The organism is Phycicoccus sp. HDW14 (assembly GCF_011383005.1).
GTDB lineage: Bacteria > Actinomycetota > Actinomycetes > Actinomycetales > Dermatophilaceae > Phycicoccus.
In genome coordinates this window covers 2,924,513-2,939,919 of sequence record NZ_CP049935.1, presented here as the reverse complement: position 1 = coordinate 2,939,919, position 15,407 = coordinate 2,924,513, and the positions used below count along the sequence as shown (strand labels likewise).

The window sequence follows — 15,407 nt, the reverse complement described above, 5'->3', positions numbered from 1 at the left end:
GTACAGTCCTCCTCAGAAATGGTACCGCAGACCGCGCAGAAGTCGGGCAGGTGAAGGCGCATGAGGGCTCTTCGGGAACGGGCCGACAGGCGGCATCGCGCTGAGTCGTGGGCTGCTGCACGGCCCCGGTGGGGGACGCCGTCGTGCTCGTGAACTCCGAGACCGCCCTGGTGTGGGTACCCGTGGGTCCACAGAGCCAGCTGGGCGAGGAGAGTGCGGTGCACCTCGACCTCGCCGGACACCCGATTTGCCTGGCCCGCAGCCGGGGACGGATCTACGCGCTGCTCGATGTCTGCAGCCACGGGCAGGTCGCCCTGTCCGAGGGAGAGATCGACGACGGCTACGTCGAGTGCTGGCTGCACGGCTCGCGCTTCGACCTGGCCACCGGACGACCCGCCGGGCCCCCGCGACACAACCCGTTCCGGTTCACCCCGTCCGCGTCGTCGACGGCATTATCGAGGTAGGTGTTCCGGAGCGATGACCACCACCGAACGACAGGTCGCCCCCGCTCCGGTGCTCGACCGTGCCACCTCGGTGGCCGCCAGGCCGAAAGGTCGCACGGTTCTCAAGTGGGTCACCTCCACCGACCACAAGGTGATCGGCAACCTGTACCTGATCACCTCGTTCGCCTGGTTCCTCCTTGGGGGAATGTTCGCGATGCTCATCCGCGCCGAGCTCATGGCCCCGGGCCTGCAGGTCGTGGACACCCCCGAGCAGTACAACCAGCTGTTCACCATGCACGGCACGATCATGCTGCTGCTGTTCGCCACCCCGTTGTTCGCCGGCTTCGCCAACGCGATCATGCCGCTTCAGATCGGCGCACCGGATGTCGCTTTCCCGCGGCTGAACATGTTCGCCTACTGGCTCTACCTCTTCGGTGGCCTGATCGCAGCAGCAGGCTTCCTCACCCCGGGTGGCGCAGCCGCCTTCGGGTGGACCGCCTACGCACCACTGTCCGACGTCGCCAACAGTCCAGGACTCGGCGGGAACCTGTGGGTGTTCGGGCTCGCCCTGGCCGGGTTCGGCACCATCCTCGGCTCGGTCAACTTCATCACCACCATCATCTGCATGCGCGCCCCCGGGATGACCATGTTCCGGATGCCCATCTTCACCTGGAACGTGCTGATCACCTCGATCTTGGTCCTCATCGCCTTCCCGGCCCTGGCCGCCGCGCTGCTGGCGCTCGGGGCCGACCGGCGGTTCGGAGCGCACATCTTCGACCCGGCCAACGGCGGCCCGATGCTGTGGCAGCACATCTTCTGGTTCTTCGGCCACCCCGAGGTCTACATCATCGCGCTGCCGTTCTTCGGGATCGTCACCGAGGTCATCCCCACCTTCTCGCGCAAGCCAGTGTTCGGCTACAAGACGATGGTGTTCGCGACGATCTCCATCGCGGCCCTGTCGGTCAGCGTCTGGGCGCACCACATGTACGGGACCGGCCAGGTGCTGCTGCCCTTCTTCGCCATCATGTCGATGCTCATCGCCGTACCCACCGGCATCAAGTTCTTCAACTGGATCGGCACCATGTGGGCCGGAAAGCTGACCTTCGAGACGCCCATGATCTGGTCCATGGGGTTTCTCGTCACCTTCTTGTTCGGGGGCCTGACCGGGATCATCATCGCCAGCCCGGCCCTGGACTTCCACGTCACCGACACCTACTTCATCGTCGCCCACTTCCACTACACGGTGTTCGGCACCGTGGTCTTCGCCATGTTCGCCGGGTTCTACTTCTGGTGGCCCAAGCTCACCGGCCGGATGCTCGACGAACGCCTGGGCAAGATCCACTTCTGGATGCTCTTCGTCGGCTTCCAGACCACCTTCCTCATCCAGCACCTCCTGGGCATGCAGGGAATGCCGCGTCGCTACGCCGACTACCTGCCCGAGGACGGCTTCCAGACGGCCAACGTGATCTCGTCGCTGGGCGCCTTCCTGCTCGGGGCCTCGACCTTGCCGTTCCTCTACAACGTCTGGAGGACCTGGCGCCGCGCACCGATAGTGCTTGTCGACGACCCATGGGGTCACGCCGGGTCGCTGGAATGGGCGACCTCCTGCCCCCACCACGACACAACTTCGACACCATCCCCCGGATCCGATCCGAACGACCGGCGTTCGACCTGCACCATCCCACTGTCACACCCGGGGGCCGCCCTCGACGTCGGGCCGAACCTCAACCGCCGAACGCAGCAGCCGGTGAGCGCTCCTGGCTGCCCGCCGCGGGTTGTCTCAACGAGCATCGCGCAGGTCGCGTCTCGGCGTTGGCCAGTAGCAACAAAAGGGGCGCACCTGCACCAGGGACCCCATGATCGATACCGGGCGGGTGACCCTGGAGGTCAGTATCCGACACACGCTCCGCACAAGAGGCAACCCTGTTGTGACCAACATCGGGCAACAGCCATGCCCCACAGCAGCATCGGACGGTGGCCCTTCCGCAGGCGCCACCGTCGGGCACCTGCCAGCGAAACCGGGACGCGATGAGTGAGAACCCCACCGTTGAAGCAGTCGGCGACCACAACTACGTGCTGCACCTACAAGCAGCTGACGGAGACGCGGTGGAGGTCACCATCTACGCCAGCCCCGACGTGATCGCGGCACTCACCGGCACCATCGACGCTGATGAGGGCAAAGTCGTTGAGGCGACCCTTGCGTACTTGCTCGCACGGCAGGGTGTTGACGACCTGCCCGCATTCCTCGAACTGGATGATGTTGCGGGCGCCTACCAGGGCTATGTCGAAGACCTGCGAGGCCAGCTCGGACCCAGCAGCCGGCCAGGTCCAGATCGATGACGTCCACCAGCCCCTTTGGCGCGAGCGCCGTCGATCCGTCGACGGAAGACGGCAACCGCTCTTGATGCGCCGGGAGTGGCGAGTCATGGCACCCCCTGCTCGTGCCCACGAACGCGCACCCGTCAGTTGGGTCAGGAAGGCCCGCTCAGCACAAGGGGGCTCACCTGGACCCGACCCCAGCCGCGCCATGGAGCGCGACCGGTCCAGGCACCACCACCGACAGAAAGCGGGCCCGCAGCAGCACTCAGACGTGCTGAGTACCGCGAATTGTCCTACGGCACAGCGTGTTCCGCTGAGAAGGTGGCACTAAGTGGCCCTCCCCGGCATTGTTGGCTAAGGTCAGCCTCATGAGAGGGCAACAGTCGGATGACGGGCCGCGCCGCCTCGACGCCGCGTGCCTTCCGAGCCACCTGCCCTCCGGCGCAGCCCTTCTCGCCATCGCGTTGAGCGAGGAGGCTCGAGGCATCAGGGGCCTCGACGTCCTGCGCCGCAGCGTCGATCGCGCACCGCCTGTCTGCCCTTGACCCAACCTCGGGGGCCGTTGCGCCGCTGAAGCGGAACCACCGTTCCCCGCTTGCGCCGCACCGCACGACGTTGGCCGTCAGGGCAACGCCATCACCGGCCCCCGGCGTGAAGGTGTCTCCGCGGACCCGCAGCACGGGTGTTCCAGCAACGGGCAGTGAACTGCACGCTGAAACGACCAGCTCTGCCCTCGCCGAGCGGCCACAGCCGACGCGGCTGCCGCGCCTGAAACGCAGCTGCCTTCGACGGATCGCCACTGATGGTGCTGGTCAACGGTCGCACCCACCCAGCCCCAACGCCCTCCCGTCCGACCCTGAGTTCACCCGTCGGGCCGGCAGTCCCCACCGCGGGACCAACACACAAGAGGAAGTCCTCATGAAGTCAACAGCCCCACAGCTGGTCTTCGGCGACGACGGCTCCGCGGCCGCCGACGTCGTCTGGCTCTGGATCAACAACCACCAGTGGCCCGGATGGCGCATCTCCGTCGTGACCGCGTCCAAGCCACCGCTGGCGCCCTCGGTAGGACGTGAGCGGTCCACACCACACCCCTGGGAGCCACCCACCCCTCGGCGGCTGCTCGCCGGTGGCGACGATGTGCAGCTGGAGCACCTGATGGCAGAGGCGGACCCACGCCTCGTGCTGGACTCGTTCACCGATGCGGCACTGCTGGCCATCGGGCCACGAGGAGCGGGCCTGCTCAAGCAGCTGGGCCTGGGCAGCACCGCCGAGTGGCTGATCTCGGCGCACCGCCCCCTGGCACCGCTGGCCGTCATCCGGTCTGCCCGCCCCACCCGCACGGTGCTGCTATGTGTCGACGGCTCACTCCACGCGCGGCGCGCCACCAAGATCTTGGCCCGGATGCCGTGGATCGCAGGCACCGCGGTCACCGTCTTGGGCGTGGCCGATGGAAACCCTGGCATCGAGCGCGGCGTGGACGACGCGGCCAGGCTGCTCACGTCCCAGGGCATGGTCGAGGTCGACACCCACGTCGTCAGGGCCATGCCACAGGTGCCTACCTTCGACGTGCGGTCGACCATCCTGAAGACCATTGACGCCCGCGCCCCGGACCTGGTCGTGATGGGACCCCGCGGCCTTGGCGGTCTCCGCCGAGCCGTCCTGGGCTCCACCGCGAGTGCGGTACTGCGCCACGCCGCCTGCTCGGTGCTGATATCGCCGGCGAACCAGGTCGAGGCGATTGACGCCGGCCGACTGAATGCCCGTGCCCCCGCGGCCAGTACCCGACGCAACCGGGTCGGGTAGAGATGGTATCGACAGGGCCAACGCGAGAACAACTGCGTCTCTCGATGGGTCATGACGTGCGATACGAATTCATCATCAAGGGACCTGTCGGCCCATCCGTCGCGTCAGTGCCGCCGCAGCTGCGGTCTACGCCGTACCCGACCGGTGGGACGTCGCTCTTCGGTCCGGTGCAGGACGAGGCGGACGTCCCGACGGTGCTCCAGACAATCGCGGCCTTGGGGCTCACCGTCGTGGAGTTCCGACGGCTTCGGGGGTCCATTTTCAGCCGCCGTTGACAGACAGGTCGAAGAGCGCGATGGATGGGGAGAACCGCCGGTCAACGAACGCGAGGGCGCAACCCACGAACTGCGGCGGGGTGACACCTCTCCCGAGTCACCGGGCAGAAATCAACCAACACCCATAGGGAGACAACGGGACCGTGATCGGGCAGCATCTGCGACATGGACCGGCAACGCCCGCGGCACCTTCGGTCGGTCTCGGATGCGATGGCCGTCCCGGGCTTGCCGGCGCCGGCGAGCTCATCTCCACCGGCCGAAAGGCGCGACGTGCTGTCGGCACCCCCTGACCAACCCGGTCCGGGCGGCGCGGCTAGATGTCCCCACTGGGATCGACTGGAAACGGCCGCCCCTTCGGTGCCAGAGTGCCCATGGTGCCTGACCCAGTTGGCCGCTGCGAGCTTGCACAACGGCGAGTTCCTACGGGCCCGAGTGCTCTACCGGCGCGCCTCCGAGGGTTTCTTGAGCCTATGGCACCCCGAGGCCGACCCGCTCCAATAGGTGCCTCGTAGCGCTGAACGCATGACCATCGACGGCGACAGCATGACGCGGAGCCTGAAGGGCGGCACAGCACCTGGCCCGACTTTGGGACGCTCAAGCGACCGCAATCCAGCTGGCTCATCCCTGCTGCAGTCTTTTCGGACCTGCCGGTCGCCATCATGACCTGGCCGAGCCGTCCGTGACGCCGACAGACGCGCCGGACCGGGGACTGTCAGTGCACGACGATGACCACGTGCTGGGCGCGCTCGACGACCTGACGGCTCACCGAGCCAAGCACACGGCCACGCAACCCGCCAAGCCCTCTGCTTCCGACGACCACCAGGTCCGCGTCCATTTCGGCTGCCGCCTCCACGACCGCCCGGGCGGGTGACCCGTACCGGGTCGCGATGTTTATGCGAATGCCGGGGTAGCGGGCTGCGACCGGGGCGACGGTGCGGTGGCCGAGCGCGGCCAGTCGCCGCGCCACCGCAGTCCAAGGCTCGGTGGAGGGTTCGGTGATGACCGACCCCCCGACGCCTCCGAGGTTCCAGCCGAGCACGCAGGTGACCCGGGCACCCTTGGCACCCTTGGCGATCGTGAGCGCCATCTCGACGGCGCGCACGCTGGCCTGGCTGCCGTCCACCCCGACGATGAGGTGCCGCAGCGGGGTCGCGACAGCGTCGGCCGGCACCACCACGACCGGGCAGGACGCGCCAGCCACCACCGCGAACGCCACCGAGCCCAGCAGGGTCCGCCCCAGGCGCCCGCGAGCCGGGGCACCGACAACCACCCGGGCGGCGCTCTTGGACAGTCGCACGAGCGCGCCGACCGGCGACCCCGACCACGAGACGGCGGCGATGTCGATGCTGTCGTTCCGCGACCTCGCCCGCGCAAGGGCCCGGCTCAGAACCTGGCGCCCCGGGTCACAGCCCACGACCTGATCCACCACCGCAGCGCCTGACACGTCCCCATCAGGGGTGCGTCGCGGCTTCGCCTCCACGACCGTGACCAGCCGCAGCGGTGCCCGAAGTCGAGCGGCCGCGTCCACCGACCAGTCCACCACCGGCCCGTCCGCAGCCGAACCATTGACGGCGGCCACCACGGCGCCCCGACTGCTCACTGGCTCCCCGCCGCGCGAGCCCGACGCCCAGCCGGACGCGAGGCTACGACCAGCGCTTTCGGCCACACCCCCATGATCCACCCCAGCCAGCCAGCCACGTCACCGACCCTGTCACGCGCGCTTCGCCAACCACAGACACCGTAGGAGTCCCGGCGGAGTGGGGGCTTTGCTGCCTTGAACGGCGGTGGCCGTGTCCGTATCGCCTTCGTCGACGAGCCCCTCGCCGCGGGTGACGGCCAAGACGACCCGCCAGAGGCTACGCAGGCCCGCCCCAAGATGCCGCGGCGCGCCACGCCGCTCGCCGCCCAGCCCGGCGCATCCCCGGCCGCACCCACAGCTGCCGCGCCGTCAACCGAGGACACGCTCACCAGGCTCAGCAAGCTCGGTGAACTGCGCATGGCCGGCGTCCCTCGCCGAGGCCGAGCTCGAGACCCCAGACGGGCAACAATCCTCGCGCAATGACTGGCCTACCGGCGGGGACCTCGCGGTCCGATCGGGTACACCATAGCGCTGTCAGGACACTGGCCCACGCCAGACGTAGGCTCACGACATGGCGAAGCATTCCCCGGTATCCGAGTCATCCGCCCACCTGAACCTGTCCGACGCCCTGCCGGTCGTGGCGGAGTCGACGACCTCGCGGGTCCTGGTCACCAACGACGTGATGCGGGTCGTGCAGTTCACCTTCGATGCCGGGGAGATGCTCACCGAGCATGCCTCGCCGCGGGCTGTGGCAGTGCAGCTGGTGAGCGGCCGGATGCGGTTCACCGTCGAGGGCGCCGAGCACGCCATGGCAGACGGTGACATCATCTACCTCGCACCGGGCGCAACACACTCACTGGTCGCCGTCACCGCGTGCCGAATGACCCTGGTGATGGTCGACCTCTCCGACTGATCTGCCCCGGAGGGCACCTGCCGTCCCAAGGGCCGCTGAGGGCCGGCTTACAGCACGACCACGGCGACGACGTGCGCGTCGAGCGCATCGGTCTTGTGGTCGCCCGTATCCAGGCCCCGGGACCGCGCGCTGAGCGTCGCCGGGACGTCCACGACGTGCTCACCGTAAGCCAACAGCCGTTGCGCCAAGAGGCGGCCGGCGCCGTTGGTGCCCCCACCATTGATGAGCGACATCAATCGCGGGTGGGCAGCCGCGAGGAGAGCGTCCGCCGATCACCTGGACCAAGTCTTGCCGCACACCGGTCCAACCGACAATCGTCAAGTACCCGTGAGGCGACCATCGCCTCGAGGCGGAAGCCTTGGGGACCGGGCGACGCGTGCTGCAGCGACGACGTGTACGGGTGCCTGGTTGAGCGAAGCCGGCTCGGATGGAGCGCACTGGCCGACCCGTCATGCCATGAACGCTCGGGTTCGCGTCCCGACGCCGAGGCCGTGATGACGTCGTTGGCTGCAGGCCACGGCGGCGGGCTGAGGGGACACTGTGTGGTCGGGCACGATCCGGCCCCGGCAGAACTGCGCCGTCGTAGCGTGGCTGTCGCCGGGGTCGTGCGCGACGATGACGGGTTCGTGCCCCCGGCCGGGAAGGGACCGGCCTGTGGGCCGGGTTGCGGCATGTCACAACCAACGTCCACGTTCACCTCCTCCACAGCGCGGTCGCGAACGGCTGCCAGGTTGCCAGAGGTAGCCGGGTCGGCCGTGGTGCGCCGCGGCTGGGTCACTGCCGTCGTCTTCGCCTCAGGCTGGGGCGCCCTGGCTGGCGTGCTGACCCCTAGAACCCCCAAACCACGGCCTCAGCGCTGACCTCGATCATCGTCAGCCTCGCCGTGGGGGTCGCGGCGGGCCTGCTCACCCGGTCCCGCTGGGCCATCCTCGTGGTTCCGGTCGTGTTCGCGGTGAGCTTCGAGATCGCCCGAATCCCGGTGGACGGCCCGACCGTGGACACGGCGCACTTCAGCACGTATGGAGTGTTTGCCCTGGTCGTCGGGCGCGGCTTCCACGCCCTGCTGTCCCTGTTGCCGATGGCCATGGGTGCCGCCTGGGGCGCGTTGGCCCAGGCCCGTCGCCACGGGCATCTCCACGCCGGGCGCGGGCGCTCGGTCCTACGGTGGACGGCGGTCACGGCATCCGTGGTCCTGCTCCTCGGTCTCACGATCGCGGTCGCCCGATCGTCGTCAACGGCCCAGATCACCGGCGCGGACGGCCGGCCGGTGCCCGCCAGCATCGCGGAACTGACGTCCATCGACGTCAACGGCCACGAGCTGGGGCTGATGATCCGGGGCCACGACACCGCCAACCCGGTGCTGCTCTTCCTCGCGGGAGGCCCGGGCGGCTCCGAGCTGGGGGCCATGCGCAACCACCTGCCCGCGCTCGAAGAGCACTTCACCGTGGCCACGCTCGACCAGCGCGGCACGGGAACCTCCTACCCGGCGCTCGACCCGACCGACACCTACACGCTCCAGGCGGCGATCGCCGACGCGGTCGCGACGACCAACTACCTCAGGAGTCGCTTCGGCGTCGACCGGGTGCTGCTGGTGGGCCAGTCGTGGGGGACGATCCTCGGCGTGCTCACCGTCCGCCACGAACCCACCCTCTACTCGGCGTTCGTGGGTGCAGGCCAGATGGTCAGCCCCCTGCAGACCGACCGCATCTTCTACACCGACACCCTCGCGTGGGCCCGGACACGCGGGCAGGCGGGGTTGGCCACCGAGCTCGAGGAGATCGGGCCACCGCCGTACACCTCGATGCTCGACTACGAGACCGCGCTGTCCTACGAACACGAGGTCTACCCCTACGACCACACGGGCAACAGCGAAGGAGAAGGCGGCTTCTCGGAGAACTTCCTCGTCCCGGAGTACACCCTGGTCGACCAGGTGCACCTGTTGGCCGGCTTCATGGACACCTTCGCAGCCCTGTACCCGCGGATCCAGGACGTCGACCTTCGGCGGGACGCTCCCACTCTGGAGGTCCCGGTGTTCTTCGTGCAGGGTGCTCATGAGGCTCCAGGGCGCGCGGAGCCGTTCTCGCAGTGGTACGCCGGGCTGACCGCTCCGACGAAGGAGCTGGTCGTGCTCGACCGCTCCGGCCACCGGCCCCTCTTCGAGCAGCCCGACGAGTTCGTCGAGTTCATGACCACACACGTGCAGCCTGCCATCCGCTGAAGACTCCGCGAGCGTGGCCCAGCCGCCATGGAAGGCACCGCCTCCTACCCGAGGTCATGCGACCACCTACGCCCCACCCTGCTCGTCAGCCGCACCAGGAGTTGCGTCACCGCGCCGCGGCGTGGTCTCACCTGAGTGGCTGCGGCTGACGTGCCGCTCACCAGGTCGCGAGCTGGCGGCTCCTCCCGTCCACGATTTCGGTGACGTGGTCAGCACCTGCCAAGTGGTCTTGGTTGTGGGTGACCATGACGGTGGTGAGGTCGCGGTCGAGGGTCAGTTGACGCAGCAGGGCCAGGATGGCTTCGCCGCGCTGACTGTCCAGGGCGCTGGTTGGTTCATCGACCAGGAGCAGTGACGGCTGGTTCATCAGGCCACGCGCGATGGTGACGCGTTGCCGCTGGCCACCGGAGAGCTGGTGCGGGCGCTTGTCGGCTTGGGCGGCCAGACCGACCGCGTCAAGCAGGTCCATGGCCCGGCCCCGCGCAGAGTCCACGTCGGTGCCGTTCATGTGTGCGATGACCAGCAGCTGGTCGAGCGCGGTGAGGGAGGCGAGCAGGTTCGAGCTCTGGAAGATGATGCCGATCTGCTCGCGCCGGGCTTGCGCGGTCTCGGCGGGGCTGAGCCGGGACAGGTCGAGGCCGTCGAGCAGGACACGCCCGGAGTCGGGGGTGATCAGGGTGGCTGCGACGGCGAGCAGGCTGGACTTGCCTGAGCCGGACGGTCCGACGATTGCGGTCAGGGTGCCGGGTTCGGCGGTGAGGCTGACCCGGTCGAGCGCGGTCAGGCGCTGGTCGCCGTCGGGGTAGGTGAGGGTGACGTCGTCCAGGTGCAGGGTCATCGGGCACTTCCTAGCGCTGTGAGGGGGTCGACGGTGGTGACGGTGCGCAGTGAGACGGCCGCACCCGCAAGGCCCAGGACGACCATGACGATGGCGGGGAACAGCAGGGTGGGTGGGTTCAGCACGAACGGCACGGCGGTGCCGGCCATGGTGATGCCGGCCCCGATGCCGGCCGCGATGGCGGTCCCGAGGGCGGTGCCCAGGGTGAGCAGTGCCAGCGCCTGGCCGAGAGCGTCCTTCAGCAGGTACCGGGTGGAGGCGCCGAGTGCTTTCAGGATGGCGATTTCGCCGCTGCGTTGCACGGTCCAGACGGTGAAGAACGCGCCGATGACCAGGGCGGAGATGGCGAACAGCAGGACCCGCATCAGTTGCAGCGAACCGCTCTCGGACGTGTAGGACCCGATGGCTGACAGCGACTTCCCCGGGGTGAGGGTCAGTGTGCCCAGCTGCTGGTCGGCGGCCGCGAGGTCGGCGCTGTCGTCTGTGTTCAGCGCGAGGAACGTCGCTGCACCGGTCTGCTGGCTGGACGCTGGGGCGTTCGCGGTGGCTGTCCAGATCACCGGGGCGTGGGAGAACTCACCGTTGCCGGAGACGCGTGCGACGGTGACCGGCTGGCCGGCCACGTCGATGCGGTCTCCGGCGGTGACCTGCAGTGACGAGGCCGCCTTGGTCGACAGCACCACCTCGCCGGCGCCGACTTGGGGTGCCAGCATTGAGCCGGGCGTGACCGCGAAGACCGCAACGCCGGTGCTGCGGTCACCGACGCTCGCGCGGGTCATGGCGACGGTGACTGGCTCAGCTCGGCGCACACCGGGCACCCGCGCCCACTGGTCTTGCACCGACGGGCCGATGGCGGAGTCGGTGAAAGCCAGCTTCTGGCCCGCGGCGGGTGCGGAGAACACCAGGTGGTCCGCGGGCAGGTCGGTGATGGCGGAGGTGTTGCCGCGCCCGAGGCCGGCGGTGAGGCCGGAGAGCAGGACGACCAGCAGGGTGATGAGGGTGACCACGGAGCCCATCAGGGCGAACCGTCCCTTGGCGAAGCGGAGATCTCGGATGGCGACGAACACGCCGATGGTTTCCTTCCCTAGGTGACCCGGCTGTTGACGGTGCGCGCTTGTGGAGCACCGTGCTGGCCGGGACCGGTCGCGTCGCGGTTGCGGCGCCATCACCTACGGTCCTGGTTCGGGCGGTTTCGGGCATCGAGCCCAGGGCGGGTTCGCCGGCGCCGAAGGATGCACCCCATCGTCGAACTTTCGATGGATGCCCACCCCTGGTGGTCCGCCGTAGGGTGGCCCGGACATGTCCCATCCAGCGCCGAGCCAGCCAGCCACCGCTGCACCCCTTCAGGCACCGGTCCCGTTGCGGTGGGGGATCCACCTGCTCGTCGCGGTCCTGCTCGCCGTTGGCGCCGGGCGCAGCGCCCTGTCCACCCCTGCTGACTGGGCGGCCGTGGCCTGCTCCGGTCTGGTCGCAGCCGTCTACGCCGCCGGGCTGCGGTGGACAGCGGTGGCCACCTCGGCGCGGGCCGCCGGCGCGTGGCTCGCGGTGCTGCTGACCGCCTGGGCCGGGCTGCTCGTGCTGACCCCGGACGCCATCTACCTGGCGTTTCCATGGTTCTTCCTGCTGCTGTACCTGCTGCCCCGTCCCGTCGGGCTCGCAGCCGTGTTCGTGACGACCGTCGCGGCGGTGGCCGGGTTCGCCTGGCATCAGGACATCCTGACTGCCGCCATGGTCATCGGGCCGGTGCTCGGCGCCGCTGCCGCCGTCGCCACCGTGTTCGGGTACCAGGCGGTGCAGGCCGAGTCCGAGCAGCGCCGACGCCTCATCATCGAGCTGGACCGCACCCGGGGCGAGCTTGCCCAGGCCCAGCACCGGGCCGGGGTGCTGGACGAGCGGGAACGGTTGGCTCGCGAGATCCACGACACGCTCGCGCAGGGCCTGATCAGCATTCAGCTGCTGTTGACCGCCGCCCACAGGTCCCTGGCTCCGGCGCAGACGGCCGAGCAGCAGAGGGCGTCTGAGCTGGTCGAGCAGGCCCGCCTCACCGCGCAGGAGAACCTGGACGAAGCCCGCCGGTTCGTTCGCGCGCTGGCGCCCGCCGACCTGGTGCAGTCCACCCTGCCGGCGGCCCTCGAGCGTCTGTGTGCCTCGACGGCCACCCGCACCGGCATCCCGGTGTCCTTCCACGAAATCGGACAGGTGGCGGCGCTACCCACCCAGGTCGAGGTCGCGCTGCTGCGCATCGCCCAGACCGCCCTCGGCAACGTCACCCAGCACGCGGAAGCCGACCGTGCCGATGTCACCTTGACCGGCATGGACGAGGCGGTAACGCTGGACGTCGTCGACGACGGCACCGGGTTCGACACCGACGCCCAGGTGCCGGCGACTCCGGCGCCGGCCGGGCAGGGCGGTTTCGGCCTGCGCTCCATGCGCGCCAGGGCCGCTGAGCTTGGTGGCGTTCTGCGCGTGGAGTCCCAACCCGGGCGGGGTACCGCCGTGTCGGTTCACTTCGACCGGCCCGCTCAGGCCCCGCCCGCTCAGGCCCCGCCCGCAGCAGGCCGCACGGCAGCACCAGCCACGAGGCTGCTCCGGTGACCGCCATCCGACTGCTCCTGGCCGACGACCACCCCGTGGTGCGCGCGGGGCTGCGGGCCGTCCTCGAGTCCGAGCTCGACATCGCGGTGGTCGACGAGGCCGCCACCGCCGAAGCCGCCATCGCCCGGGCCGAGACCGGCGACATCGACGTCGTCCTGATGGACCTGCAGTTCGGGACGGGCCTGGATGGCATCGCAGCCACCGCGCAGATCGCCAGCATGGCCGCACCGCCACTAGTTGTCGTGCTGACCACCTACGACACCGAAGCTGACATCATCGCCGCCGTCGAGGCCGGCGCCGCCGGATACCTGCTCAAGGACGCTCCACCCGAAGAGCTCATCGCGGCGGTACGCGCCGCGGCGGCCGGGCAGACTGCTCTGGCCCCAACCGTCACCAGCCGGCTCATGGACCGGATGCGGGCCCCGTCAACATCCCTCAGCCCGCGCGAGTCGCAAGTCTTGACGCTGGTAGCCGACGGCCTGTCGAACGAGGAGATCGCCAACGCGTTGTTCGTCTCCCAAGCCACCATCAAGTCCCACCTGGTGCACATCTTCGCCAAGCTCGACGCCGACTCCCGCACTGCCGCTGTGGCCACCGCGGTCCGACGAGGGCTCATCCGGCGAACCGGTCCATGAGGAACGTGCCCACCTGGCGCTCAGGAGCGCATTGCGGCGGGTACGGATATCTCAGCTCCGCAGCCGACACACGCATCCGGCGTGGCCGCAACCACAAGCGCTGCAAGCCCCCTCATTGACGACGCTTGTTCGGTAGGGCAGCGGCACCTGGCTGTTGGCCGGCGTCGAACTCAGCGACCAAGGCAGTCGTGACAGAGCGAACCCCTCCGGGAATCCTGTTGCCCGCAGGGACTACCAGCGGTTCACTGCGACGGCCGAACATGAGCCTGCGCGGCGACTATCGCGAGGTCCTCCGAAAGTTGGCGGTGCCATCCATGCCGACCAGCCAGACGGTACTCAGGGACCGGAGAGAACCGACTGCCCATTGTGACCCGTGACGACGAGCCACGCGGCCGGCCAGAGCACCTCGCCATGGCGGTGGGCTCAGCACTGGGTGTCGGCGGCTGATCCGGGCTCAACCGATGCCCACCACGACGAGGCCGATTCCGCGATACCAGTAGCCTGCGACGCGTGGCCACCGAACTGCGCGGACGCGTGCACCAGGCATTGGAGGGCTTGACGCCCGGCTACTTCGCCTTGGTCATGGCCACCGGCATCATCTCCGTCGGTCTGAGGCTCGAGGGCTTCTTCGCGATCTCCGGGATGTTGCTGGTGGTTTCAGTCGTCGCGTTCGTCGTCCTCGTGACCCTGACGGTCTGGCGCTTCGCCGCCCACCGACAGGCGACCAATGACGACTTCAACGACCCACGACGCGGCTTCGGCTTCTTCACGTTCGTCGCCGCGACCAACGTGCTTGGTGTACGGATCGGCGCCGAGGGATACCACTGGGTGACGGCGTCCCTACTTGTCGTTTCCGGCACTGTCTGGGTCGTGCTCGGCTATGTCGTGCCGTGGACCGCAGCGCTGGGGCGGGAGGAGCGGCCGATTGTGGCAGCCGCGAACGGAACCTGGTTCATCTGGGTCGTCGCGAGCCAGTCCGTGGCCATCGCCGCCGCCACCCTCGAGCCTGTACTGGCACCCGGACGCCGGGAACTGGCTCTTCTTGCCGTGATGTCCTGGTCGGTCGGGGTATTCCTGTACGCGGCCGCCGGCGTATTCGTGTCGTTGCGGTTGATGCTCTACCCGTTCGGACCGGAGGATCTCACCCCGCCCTACTGGGTCGCCATGGGTGCTCTGGCGATCACCGTCCTCGCGGGAGCGCGCATCGTTGAGATGGCAGACGCACCGATGGTGCACGCCACTCGCGAGCTCATCGCGGGCCTGGCCGTGGTGTTCTGGGCATTCGCGACATGGCTGATCCCTGTCCTGGTCGCCGCCGGATGGTGGCGCCACAGGGTGCGGCAAGTGCCGCTGCGTTACGAGGCAACGCTGTGGAGCATCATCTTTCCGCTCGGAATGTACGCCGTGGCCGGGATCTATCTCGGCCAAGCAGACCGGCTGCCGGTGGTCAGCATGATCGGCAGGGCTGAGCTCTGGGTGGCCATCGCAGCCTGGGCAACCGTGTTCGTCGCCATGACCAGGCACGTGTGGCGCACCGTCTTCATCCAACCCAGGTGAATCGCCCCCTTCTGGCACACGCTTCTCTTTCCCCGGATGGAATGGGGCCCGGAGCAGCACCAAAGGTCGGCGAGAGGCTCGTGAGCGCCGCCCCCGTGTGGCCGTCGAGGCGATGAAGGCCCTGAGAAGCTGCGGACCTGGGCACTGAGGGCTACTCCTGATGTTCCCTGTCGAATCGCTGACCCACTTCAGCGACAAGCGACCACCGCTGGTCCACGCCCGTGCGCAACGC

The 15,407-nt window shown here is 68.9% G+C and carries 12 protein-coding genes and 1 pseudogene; 9 read left to right on the top strand and 4 right to left on the bottom strand.

What is annotated here, in order from left to right; translation table 11 throughout:
- Positions 1-128 precede the first annotated feature (128 nt).
- From G7075_RS14440 to G7075_RS14425, 4 genes and pseudogenes are all read left to right on the top strand, one after another.
- Positions 129-464, top strand: a complete 336-nt coding sequence (locus tag G7075_RS14440; protein ID WP_240917637.1) for a non-heme iron oxygenase ferredoxin subunit — start codon at positions 129-131, stop codon at positions 462-464.
- 13 nt (positions 465-477) lie between these two features.
- Positions 478-2,303 (top strand): annotated as a pseudogene (gene ctaD, locus G7075_RS14435) (cytochrome c oxidase subunit I).
- Positions 2,304-2,417: 114 nt separating this feature from the next.
- Positions 2,418-2,783 carry a hypothetical protein gene (locus G7075_RS14430; RefSeq protein WP_205860516.1) on the top strand — a complete coding sequence of 122 codons (366 nt, stop codon included), beginning with the start codon at positions 2,418-2,420 and terminating at the stop codon, positions 2,781-2,783.
- 897 nt (positions 2,784-3,680) lie between these two features.
- Positions 3,681-4,565 (top strand): universal stress protein, encoded by an 885-nt coding sequence (locus tag G7075_RS14425; RefSeq protein WP_166122837.1) that lies wholly within the window; start codon positions 3,681-3,683, stop codon positions 4,563-4,565.
- A 987-nt stretch (positions 4,566-5,552) separates the two neighbouring features.
- Here the strand turns inward: G7075_RS14425 and G7075_RS14420 are convergent.
- The gene (locus G7075_RS14420; RefSeq protein WP_166122835.1) at positions 5,553-6,422 is read right to left on the bottom strand and encodes a universal stress protein; all 870 of its coding nucleotides are present in this window, start codon (positions 6,420-6,422) and stop codon (positions 5,553-5,555) included.
- 568 nt (positions 6,423-6,990) lie between these two features.
- Between G7075_RS14420 and G7075_RS14415 the strand changes: the two genes are divergently transcribed.
- Positions 6,991-7,332 (top strand): cupin domain-containing protein, encoded by a 342-nt coding sequence (locus G7075_RS14415; RefSeq protein ID WP_166122833.1) that lies wholly within the window; start codon positions 6,991-6,993, stop codon positions 7,330-7,332.
- 47 nt (positions 7,333-7,379) lie between these two features.
- Here G7075_RS14415 and G7075_RS14410 read toward each other — a convergent pair whose 3' ends face one another.
- The gene (locus G7075_RS14410; protein WP_240917636.1) at positions 7,380-7,565 is read right to left on the bottom strand and encodes an IS110 family transposase; all 186 of its coding nucleotides are present in this window, start codon (positions 7,563-7,565) and stop codon (positions 7,380-7,382) included.
- Positions 7,566-8,215: 650 nt separating this feature from the next.
- Here G7075_RS14410 and G7075_RS14405 point away from each other — a divergent pair.
- On the top strand, positions 8,216-9,550 hold the full coding sequence (locus tag G7075_RS14405) for an alpha/beta fold hydrolase (RefSeq protein ID WP_166122831.1): 1,335 nt from the start codon (positions 8,216-8,218) through the stop codon (positions 9,548-9,550).
- A gap of 157 nt (positions 9,551-9,707) precedes the next feature.
- Here the strand turns inward: G7075_RS14405 and G7075_RS14400 are convergent, their stop codons facing one another.
- Both G7075_RS14400 and G7075_RS14395 read right to left on the bottom strand, forming a co-directional pair.
- Positions 9,708-10,388 carry an ABC transporter ATP-binding protein gene (locus G7075_RS14400; protein ID WP_166122829.1) on the bottom strand — a complete coding sequence of 227 codons (681 nt, stop codon included), beginning with the start codon at positions 10,386-10,388 and terminating at the stop codon, positions 9,708-9,710.
- Positions 10,385-11,455: an ABC transporter permease gene (locus G7075_RS14395; RefSeq protein ID WP_166122827.1), complete on the bottom strand. Its 1,071-nt coding sequence runs from the start codon at positions 11,453-11,455 to the stop codon at positions 10,385-10,387. Before G7075_RS14395 ends, G7075_RS14400 begins: the two co-directional genes overlap by 4 nt.
- 232 nt (positions 11,456-11,687) lie before the next feature.
- Between G7075_RS14395 and G7075_RS14390 the strand changes: the two genes are divergently transcribed.
- From G7075_RS14390 to G7075_RS14380, 3 genes are all read left to right on the top strand, one after another.
- Positions 11,688-12,983 carry a sensor histidine kinase gene (locus G7075_RS14390; RefSeq protein WP_166122825.1) on the top strand — a complete coding sequence of 432 codons (1,296 nt, stop codon included), beginning with the start codon at positions 11,688-11,690 and terminating at the stop codon, positions 12,981-12,983.
- The gene (locus tag G7075_RS14385) at positions 12,980-13,618 is read left to right on the top strand and encodes a response regulator transcription factor (RefSeq protein WP_166122823.1); all 639 of its coding nucleotides are present in this window, start codon (positions 12,980-12,982) and stop codon (positions 13,616-13,618) included. The genes G7075_RS14390 and G7075_RS14385 overlap by 4 nt, the downstream gene beginning before the upstream one ends.
- Before the next feature lie 510 nt (positions 13,619-14,128).
- On the top strand, positions 14,129-15,175 hold the full coding sequence (locus tag G7075_RS14380; protein WP_240917634.1) for a tellurite resistance/C4-dicarboxylate transporter family protein: 1,047 nt from the start codon (positions 14,129-14,131) through the stop codon (positions 15,173-15,175).
- Positions 15,176-15,407 lie beyond the last annotated feature (232 nt).